Source organism: Methanoregula sp. (assembly GCF_028712425.1).
GTDB lineage: Archaea > Halobacteriota > Methanomicrobia > Methanomicrobiales > Methanospirillaceae > Methanoregula.
Map to the genome: position 1 here is coordinate 25,850 of NZ_JAQTQD010000024.1, position 8,557 is coordinate 34,406.

Here is an 8,557-nt window from a genome sequence, read left to right on the forward strand (position 1 = left end):
GAGAAAAACCTTGAAAGAAACAGAAAATCTGAAAAGATGGATCATATGGGGCACGATACCCTTTATCCTGCTCTTCATTTTTTTTCTCGCGATCCTCATCCACCCAATCGGTCCCGGACTGCCGCAGCACCAGGATTTTTCCACCGGGGTTATCTGGAACGTGGGACATCGTTGCGACTCGCCGGATCGTGCGAATCCCCCGGGACCTGATCTCTGTATCAGCCAGCGGAACTCAGGAAACTACCCGCAATTTCCGTCCCTGACTCAGACTGCAGGTTATGCGACTGCGAGTTATGCCGTGTTCCGGAAACCGGGAACGAACCAGCCCCGCGTTTTTGCAATCTGGTATTTCGAAAATCCGGAGGATTGTAACAGATCGGAAGAGCAGTTGTCCAGGTACCTGAAAGCCGGTGGACAGGTTACACCTGTCGCGCTCAATCTTACGACCGAGATTCAGTCCTGGGAATATTCGGGCAGACAAACCTCGCCAACAACATTGGAGGGTACAACGTTCGAGGGCAATGATACGGCAGGGTATTTCTTTGTCATAAAAAAAGCGGTCATGCCGGGCAGGGACGATTGTTTCATCGAATACTTTGGCCTGGTCGGGGAGAACAACCTTTCAGCGGGTTCAGCCGATCTCAGGCAGATCATTGCGCTGGAGGGGAATCCCTGGTACCTCTTTACCGGTCGGACCGGGTCAATATCTGATGACGGGAAGGTCCATTCCTGAGAGAACACAATGGACGATGAGTTACACATGGATCTGGTGAACAAAGTAAGGAATGCGAAATGACGGGAAGATTCTCATTAACGATTATCCTCATCGGCATGGCACTTATCGGAGGTTGCGTGACTGAACAAACCCCGTTCCCGACAACGAGCAGTCCAATCATTCCGGAAGCAGAAGCCCCCGCAATAACAACACTGATTCCGCCAGCCACACCGACTTTGCTGGTACCTGGTTCCGTGCAGGATACTGTACCCACGTGCAGTCCCCCGGATGTTGCTCCAATAATTCCCGTACCGGTCGATACGTCCATCCCAATCCGTGACCCGATGCCCGGGATCCGGTATTCCTTTAACAGAAGCGAATCCGGCAGGACTATCGTACTTGAGAAGGGAGATGTTGTTGAGATTAATCTCGGTTATGCATCAGGCCAGCCTTTTCATTGGATCGTCCAGGGGTCCGGATGCGGGATTGAACTCCTGAATGCCGGCGCGTACTCCTCTGGTGGCGATTTCTGGAACAACACCGGCAATTACCGGGCCAGGTACCGTGCAGTCAGCCCGGGGACATCGGTCCTGAACGGAAAACTTGTCCTCACACCCGAAGAAAACGGAATGCTTACGTTCAACCTCACTATGATCGTGAAGTAGGCCGGGTGCCTACCTATATCAGCAAGGAGAGGGAGCCACCGTCACACCCGGGCAAACGCCTTTGTGCTGCCCGGTGCCGGCGGGGGTGTTGGCCGGGGAGGGGTACGGGGGCCATTGTCACGAGGAGATGGATGGGGGCCCTCCTGCGGCGGATCTCTGAGGGGGGCGGGATTAGTTTCACCCTGCGCAGGCAGAATATATGTGCCAGTATTCTGGAATATATCGATAGAGAATAATATTTCATTCAGGGACCGGGACTATGAAACCAGCCATCATCAGACGTCTTCACAAACATTTTAAGGATTTCGTCCACGTGCAGGATGGTGTAGAGTTCTGGTTTGCCCGTGATTTGCAGGGCCTTCTCGGGTACGATGAATGGAGGAATTTTTTAAACGTTATCGAAAAAGCAAAAGAGTCCTGTACATCTTCAGGTAATACCGTAGCAGACCATTTCGTTGACGCCAACAAAATGGTTCTCCTCGGATCGGGATCGCAAAGGAAGATCGAAGATCTCCTGCTCACCCGCTATGCCTGTTACCTCATCGCCCAGAACGGGGACCCGCGTAAGGAAGAGATCGCGTTTGCCCAGAGTTATTTCGCAGTGCAGACCCGAAAGCAGGAGATCATCGAAGACCACATCCGGCTTTCCGAGCGACTGAAAGCAAGGAAACACCTGAAGGATTCCGAAAAAGAATTATCCCGGAATATCTACGAACGGGGCGTGGATGAATCGGGTTTTGCCCGTATCCGCAGTAAAGGGGACGAAGCCCTGTTTGGCGGTCACTCCACCCACGCGATGAAGGAGCGCCTCGAAGTTCCTCAAAGCAGGCCTCTTGCGGATTTTCTCCCGACCGTTACTATCACCGCCAAGAACCTCGCAACCGAGATCACGAATTTCAATGTCTCCAAGGAGGATATCCATGGGGAAGATCCAATCACGACCGAACATGTTCAGAACAACCAGGACGTCCGGGACCTTCTCCTGAAACGGGGAATCTGTCCTGAAGCCCTGCCACCGGAAGAAGATCTCGTAAAACTGGAGCGAAGGGTCAAATCACAGGAGAAGACGATTGCCGGACGCTCGGGGAAAATTGTTTCATCATCACCGGATGAGAGATGCGGTAAACCATGATTCCGGATCGTTGCAGCTTCTGTAAAGGAAAACTCCGCAAGGGAACAACGGAATTTCTTACCCATGCTGCCGGTGAAGTCATCGTGATCAAGGATGTCCCTGCTTATGTCTGCGAGCAGTGTGGTGAGGCATATTACACAGCCGATACTTCCCGGAAAATCGATGGCGTGATGCGGGATGCCCACAAGAAGAAACTCTGCATGCGCCCGCTCCCTGCCGGTGAAGTATCGTTGAAGGGATAGTTTTGTTGCAAGTGAAAGGGCGGCCGGAACGACCGGGGCCGCTCTCCCGGGCTTGAACGAGCCGGGAAGGAGTGCGGTGAATTTCATTGTCTAATGAAAGATATAATTTGATAATATGTTGTTGGTTGGATGATTGAACAACCGGATTCTGTGGGGTGCGAAGTCGTGGCGTTAAGGAGAGATGATGAGTCGGAACATTTTGAGCACAGGGATTTGCCGGAAAAATTTTGCCGGACGTTGTTTGAAATTATTTGCAGAGTCAACCCGGAATTTTTTTCACGGATCGTATGGAAAACTTTGTTCGCAAGGATGTTCGCGTTTGGGTTGGTGAGCAGGATCAAACGAATCGTGGCCGGAATTTTTTGCGAGACGATCCCCAGCCTGACAATAGTATCACCCTGAATCGGTAATTTCTGCCGGTTTTCAGGAGTGTTGATCCATATCCCGGAGAATTGTAAAAATCGCTGGTTTCACTTCAGGAAGATCGTTGACGATGACATCCCAGACAATTGAATAATCGATCCGGAAATACCCATGGATGATCCTGTTGCGAAGGGCGGCCATCTCTTTTTTAGGGAAGATCCGGGTATTCCCCTTTTACCGACTCAGGGACATTATTTGCCGCTTCGCCGATTACTTCAATCGCACTCCGGACTGCGTGGCTGAAATAATCGTCATTGATGAGATCATTGAGGGTCCGATCTTTCGCTATCCGTTCCAGGAACGCGATCTCGTCAAGGATATGCCGGAGATAGACGCTGTCATCCTTCAATCCAGATCACCTCGGCCTCAATTCGGGGCCGGATGTACTTGTCAATCCCTTCGACCGTGATGAGATCCACATTCCTCATGAACAGGGCTTCCAGTCGCTCCGCAAGGGCAACAAAATTTTTCAGGGTAGCGTGTCCTTCGGCAAAGTCCACGACAACGTCAACATCGCTCTTCTTTGTCTCTTCACCGCGGGCAAACGAGCCGAAGATCCCGATCCGCGTCACCCCAAACGTACTGCGGATGGCCGGAGCTGCTGCTTCCAGTTTTTTTATCACCGGGCTTTTCCTCCGTGGCCTTGCGATGAGTCCGGGCATGCCGTTCCTTCCTATATGGAATTGGACATCCGGGTACTATAAGGATATGGGGAGGACAGGAATGCTGGGCCGGTATCGTGAAGTCTCGAACGAAGGGGGCAGGCTGGGCACCGCCATATCCGACCGATTGGTTTTGTGTTGCCCGGTGCCGGCGGGGGTGCTGGCCGGTTGTGGAGTGTGGGGGCCGTTGCCCGGGGAGGGGAGAGGGGGCGGCCGGAAACCCTGCACAAAATAAAAACAGAACGATAAGATAAAAAGTGACGAATTTCCCCGCGCAGGTTATCACTTACGCCGGGAGAGATCTCTTCCGGCCAATCCCTGCTCATTTCATTTTCCTTTTCTCACCGGGTACCTTTCGTCTTTTCGAATGTGTAGCTGATTGGGACAGAAATCATGTATATCATCATTATAAATTGCACATTGTGGACAGCCGGAGGTTGTTCCACGAAAAGAAGAGGACGGGCTCACCAAGCGACAAACCTGTGTTGAACCCGGTCCCGCCCGTAGGCATGAGATTGTTATCTTCCGATCCTATGAAGGTTTCCCATGCCGGCGAGCGAAGCGCATGGAAAAATGCGAGGAGTTGAAGAAGCATGAACCTACACAAAACAGTAATCGTCCTGCTGGCGCTGTTGTTAGCGGGGATGGCAATGGTACCTTTGGTGAGCGCGGCGGAAGATCAGAAAATGAAGGAGTTACGTCCGATCATTGAAGAGAATTATGTTTCTGCAGATAGAGCTCAGTCCCAGGCATCTTATGCCCTGTTGGAATTTGTGAGCACAGGTGCACTCGGGGATAAGTCAATCTGGATTGGAGGAAAAATTAAACCAGATCCTTTGATTATTTACGATATTGACGGCACGAGATTATTCTATCTCTTTACCATCGAAAAGAACAACGGAAAGATCGGTGAGATAAAAATTGCCGCAAGTAAAATATTAGGAAACCCGGTCGTTACTATCGGGCCTGGAAAATCATCAATTAATCTGAATCAACTGGAAAAGAAATCCCGTGCTGAAGCGCAAAAAAATGCAAAACCATCAACAACCATCACAACTCAGCTTGTCAGCTATGCATATCCCAACCTAGGGATGATAGCATATTACACGGATAATCTCACAAATATTCAGCAAAACGTAATAATCGACGCATATGATTATTCGATCATTCCGGAAAAAGCTCCTCAATTTGAGGGCGACCAGGGAATTGTTTCTTACTATGAAACATATCCTTATGATAAAAAGACCGAATTCATTGAATCCTGGTTAAAATATGATCAATATGTAACCGAAACGGAAAAAACGAATTTGTATCTTACGACTGACATGAGTGGTGAAATAACAGAAAAACGTCTCCAAGAATATACAGCAAAACTGACTTCTCTAAAAGCCGCGTCCGAATACCGGGTTCTATCCTCATTCCCCCTAATCGGTGCGGAAACGACTGAATGGTGTACTGTTGGTACTGCCAAGATGATCTCCCAGTATTATGGAGTGTCACGAACTCAGACTCAAATTGCCACTCGGATGGGAATTCCGGTATCCATTCCATATAGAGGTGCAACCATCAATGAAGAACTGAACTATTATACGGGATCAATCGCATCAGGAGGATTGGGAAAAACTGGTTCCCGTGATTATTACACGATTAACTGGGATGACAGCAAGAAAGAGATCGATGAAAATCGCCCATTTAAAGTAGGGACCGGAATCCATGCAAAGGCCGCTATCGGCTATATCCGATCTCCGTCCAATGGATTTACCTATCTCTATTTCAAAGATCCCTCACCGCTGGGCCAAGGATCGGAATACTGGGAATGGTTTAATGAATTAAATCCCCAATTCTATAACAATCATATAAAAATAAATTAATTTTTTTTTAGATTGCCTGAACGGAGCGTAACAAATGTTCAAAACCGGTATGATACTCCTGATACTCTTGATTTGTATTACCGGAGTGGTACTCTTCATAGCACCAATAAAACCAGTTCAGATGGATGCCACTCATCATCCCAACAATCTCACCCCAACTCCCCATGAAGGAATATCTTCGTGCCGGGAGATATCATACAAATCCACGGACGAGTGGCAGGAAAAATCAGATCAGTCTGGTTACTGGATTGGGGGCATTCTTGTCAACGAGAGTATGTCCGATGACGAGCTATTCACCTTGCTTACACGATATAACGTTTCACATCCGGAAAACGTACACACCTACTCATCCCATGCGTTCGGATATTATATTCTCATTAACAAAACAGAAAACGCAACACTCCCGGATTCATTTCTTTTATACGAGACTTCACCGGGCATCGGTTTTTCATCACCAATGTATGAGTTTATCGAACCGTCAAGGAAGGATGTCAATGGAAAAATTTCAATTCCAGTAATCCTGTTATTTGGCTCTGAAAAGGCAAAATCAGATCTTTATTCCAAGATTATGCATTACAACATCTCCCTGCATAAAACAAAGATAGTATATCCGGTTGGTCTTGAGCCACCCCGGGCTAAGGAAGAGAGGGAGAACCTGTTACGTGAATTGAACCTGGATCCAAACGTCTTGTTCACGTTTAAGTCATATCTGGAGTGTTAAGTGTGCAAACCCCTCTCATCGGGGTGGGCTGGGCATCGCCCTATGCGAGCAGGGGGCTTTGTGCTGGCTGATCGCGGAGGGGGTGGGGGTGGGTGCTTAGTGGAGAGGGCGTTGCCGGACGGGGTCGGGGAGAGGGGGCGGCCGGTTATTGTTGAGCCAATCACGTCTCAAACGGATAAAGGGGAGGTGGCTAATGGCACAATCTTTATTTTAACGTAATTACAATACTGTAAGTGCTTATAAAATTTTAAAGGCTGTAAGAGGGCAATGCAACGAAGCGTACAATGGTTGTATCCCTGGTTGAAATTTGCCTAGTAAAACTGATGTGATCAAAGCTCAACGTTGTTGTAGAACAAAAGGCTGTAAGAGGGCAATGCAACGAAACGTACGACAGTTGTATCCCTGACTGAAATTAGCCTAGTAAAACTGACGTGATCAAAGCTCAACGTTGTTGTAGAACAAAAGGCTGTAAGAAGGCAATGCAACGAAACGTACGATGGTTGTACCCTTGACTGAAATTAGCCTAATCGAAAGAACCGAGCTGAGCCACCATGACAGAAGTCGCAAATAAAAGAATCCCGGTAACGGAGGAGATCTGGGAATCCCTCGCGGGCTTAAAAAAACACGGGCAGACGTACGACCAGCTCCTAGCGGAGATGATCGCACTCAAGCAGGAACGTGATTTTCTGGCCCACATTGAGGAAATCGAAAAGAACGGTGAATTTGTCAGCTTGAAGGATGCTGCAAAGAGACTGAAAATCCCAAATCTGAAATGAATTGCCTGTTGGCATTAACTCCTCTGAAAAACAGGGATCAATGGAACGAAGAATTTCAGAGGTATCGCCGTGGAAGTACAAATCGAGAAAGGTGTCCTGAAGACTCTGGAAAAATTCCCGGAAAAGATCCGGGAACATATCTTCAGCCACCTCTGCAAACTTGAAGATCCGTACAGCGCACCCGGTGTGGAGTGCCTGAATGCAAAATTCCAGGTATATCGCATGCACATCGGGCGGACATATACGATTATTTTCAAAATCCATAAGGAAGAAAAACTCGTGAACGTGCTTGACCTGATGACGATCGAACAGGCACACAAAAGATATGGGCGCTATTTCTCGAAGTAGCGTTCATCTCTTTTTATTCGCAAGTTCTGTCATAGTGTCTGGCCGGGTGGGGGGCTTTATGCTGCCGGGGGGTGGAGGGGGTGCTGGGCGGGTGCTCAGTGGAGAGGCCGTTGCAAAAAGTGTAGAGGGAAAGGGCGGCCGGAGCACCCCCTGCCGGAACCCCGTTTTTCGGGCTGTGCCAATCTGGCCCCGCATAGCGCCCGGATTGCCCATATTTCCCGGCCCCGGCAACTAGGACTCGAAGACTATCGTCTTCTCGTGTCTCACGTCAGATGACGTTCGACATTTCGTGAAAATGCAGCCATTATACCTCATTTTACAGGCTTTTTCCATCGGTAAAACACCAACCAGGTATGGCACAGTTACAGCGGCGGATCGCAGGAGGGATCGGGCTATGAGAGGCGGGGAGCGGGGAAAATCCCCTTTTTTGGGATCGACTCTCCGACGGAGAAATCCATTCCCCAAAACCCCCGGAGGGCATAAATCCAAAAAAAGCGGGCGTAATTGCTGAAAATGAGGGCGTAAGTCCCCATTCCCGAACACTTTTTTCGTCGGAGAAACGCGGACGCAAATAGCGCTAATACAGAGGCATAACGCAGGGGCCGGAGGGGTAGGAGGTGCGGGTTTGAGGGAATGGGGCTTTTCCGGGATCGACTCTCCGATGGGGGGCAGGGGGTGGGCATCGCCCTATCCGGGCGGAGGGCTTTGTGCTGGCTGAGGGCGGAGGGGGTGCTGGCCGAGGATGTGGTGAGGGGGGTCGGAGAGCCTGCATCAAATGAAAAACAGAATGATAAGATAAAAAGTGACGAATTTCCCCGCGCAGGTTATCACTTACGCCGGGAGAGATCTCTTCAAGCCAATTACGGCTCATTTCGTTTTCCTTTTCTTACCGGGTACCTTTCGTATCTTCGAACGTGTAGCTGATTGGGACAGAAATCATATATATATCATCATTATAAATTGCACATTGTGGACAGCCGGGGGTTGTTCCACGAAAAGAAG

Annotated in this window: 11 protein-coding genes; 8 read left to right on the plus strand and 3 right to left on the minus strand. The window is 49.3% G+C overall.

The window, feature by feature from the left end; all coding sequences use genetic code 11:
- Positions 1-388: 388 nt before the first annotated feature.
- From PHF39_RS11690 to PHF39_RS11705, 4 genes are all read left to right on the plus strand, one after another.
- Positions 389-733, plus strand: a complete 345-nt coding sequence (locus PHF39_RS11690) for a hypothetical protein (protein ID WP_300224298.1) — start codon at positions 389-391, stop codon at positions 731-733.
- A gap of 59 nt (positions 734-792) precedes the next feature.
- Positions 793-1,380 carry a hypothetical protein gene (locus PHF39_RS11695; RefSeq protein WP_300224301.1) on the plus strand — a complete coding sequence of 196 codons (588 nt, stop codon included), beginning with the start codon at positions 793-795 and terminating at the stop codon, positions 1,378-1,380.
- Between the two features lie 259 nt (positions 1,381-1,639).
- Entirely contained in the window at positions 1,640-2,512 is an 873-nt protein-coding gene (dinD, locus tag PHF39_RS11700) for a DNA damage-inducible protein D (RefSeq protein ID WP_300224303.1), read from the plus strand.
- Positions 2,509-2,754: a type II toxin-antitoxin system MqsA family antitoxin gene (locus PHF39_RS11705; protein ID WP_300224307.1), complete on the plus strand. Its 246-nt coding sequence runs from the start codon at positions 2,509-2,511 to the stop codon at positions 2,752-2,754. The genes dinD and PHF39_RS11705 overlap by 4 nt, the downstream gene beginning before the upstream one ends.
- A 423-nt stretch (positions 2,755-3,177) precedes the next feature.
- Here PHF39_RS11705 and PHF39_RS13985 read toward each other — a convergent pair whose 3' ends face one another.
- From PHF39_RS13985 to PHF39_RS11715, 3 genes are read right to left on the minus strand one after another with little or no spacing between them, the layout of a single operon-like run.
- Positions 3,178-3,318 carry a HepT-like ribonuclease domain-containing protein gene (locus PHF39_RS13985; protein WP_366144244.1) on the minus strand — a complete coding sequence of 47 codons (141 nt, stop codon included), beginning with the start codon at positions 3,316-3,318 and terminating at the stop codon, positions 3,178-3,180.
- 7 nt (positions 3,319-3,325) lie between these two features.
- The gene (locus PHF39_RS11710) at positions 3,326-3,526 is read right to left on the minus strand and encodes a HepT-like ribonuclease domain-containing protein (protein ID WP_300224310.1); all 201 of its coding nucleotides are present in this window, start codon (positions 3,524-3,526) and stop codon (positions 3,326-3,328) included.
- Complete coding sequence (locus PHF39_RS11715; RefSeq protein ID WP_015285564.1) at positions 3,516-3,839, minus strand: nucleotidyltransferase family protein; 324 nt, start codon at positions 3,837-3,839, stop codon at positions 3,516-3,518. The genes PHF39_RS11710 and PHF39_RS11715 overlap by 11 nt, the downstream gene beginning before the upstream one ends.
- 593 nt (positions 3,840-4,432) lie before the next feature.
- Between PHF39_RS11715 and PHF39_RS11720 the strand changes: the two genes are divergently transcribed.
- From PHF39_RS11720 to PHF39_RS11735, 4 genes are all read left to right on the plus strand, one after another.
- Positions 4,433-5,710 carry a C39 family peptidase gene (locus PHF39_RS11720; protein WP_300224315.1) on the plus strand — a complete coding sequence of 426 codons (1,278 nt, stop codon included), beginning with the start codon at positions 4,433-4,435 and terminating at the stop codon, positions 5,708-5,710.
- Positions 5,711-5,744: 34 nt separating this feature from the next.
- Positions 5,745-6,431, plus strand: a complete 687-nt coding sequence (locus PHF39_RS11725; protein WP_300224317.1) for a hypothetical protein — start codon at positions 5,745-5,747, stop codon at positions 6,429-6,431.
- Positions 6,432-6,982: 551 nt separating this feature from the next.
- Positions 6,983-7,207, plus strand: coding sequence for a hypothetical protein (locus PHF39_RS11730; RefSeq protein ID WP_300224319.1), 225 nt, complete (start codon positions 6,983-6,985; stop codon positions 7,205-7,207).
- Positions 7,208-7,276: 69 nt separating this feature from the next.
- On the plus strand, positions 7,277-7,555 hold the full coding sequence (locus PHF39_RS11735) for a hypothetical protein (RefSeq protein WP_300224321.1): 279 nt from the start codon (positions 7,277-7,279) through the stop codon (positions 7,553-7,555).
- Positions 7,556-8,557: the final 1,002 nt, after the last annotated feature.

Excerpts from the sequence above, each read along its gene's own strand:
- PHF39_RS11720 (WP_300224315.1), top strand. The coding sequence starts at position 4,433 with ATGAACCTACACAAAACAGTAATCGTCCTGCTGGCGCTGTTGTTAGCG.
- PHF39_RS11695 (WP_300224301.1), top strand. The coding sequence starts at position 793 with ATGACGGGAAGATTCTCATTAACGATTATCCTCATCGGCATGGCACTT.
- dinD (WP_300224303.1), top strand. The coding sequence starts at position 1,640 with ATGAAACCAGCCATCATCAGACGTCTTCACAAACATTTTAAGGATTTC.
- PHF39_RS11705 (WP_300224307.1), top strand. The coding sequence starts at position 2,509 with ATGATTCCGGATCGTTGCAGCTTCTGTAAAGGAAAACTCCGCAAGGGA.
- PHF39_RS11730 (WP_300224319.1), top strand. The coding sequence starts at position 6,983 with ATGACAGAAGTCGCAAATAAAAGAATCCCGGTAACGGAGGAGATCTGG.
- PHF39_RS11725 (WP_300224317.1), top strand. The coding sequence starts at position 5,745 with ATGTTCAAAACCGGTATGATACTCCTGATACTCTTGATTTGTATTACC.
- PHF39_RS13985 (WP_366144244.1), bottom strand. The coding sequence starts at position 3,318 with ATGGCCGCCCTTCGCAACAGGATCATCCATGGGTATTTCCGGATCGAT.
- PHF39_RS11715 (WP_015285564.1), bottom strand. The coding sequence starts at position 3,839 with ATGCCCGGACTCATCGCAAGGCCACGGAGGAAAAGCCCGGTGATAAAA.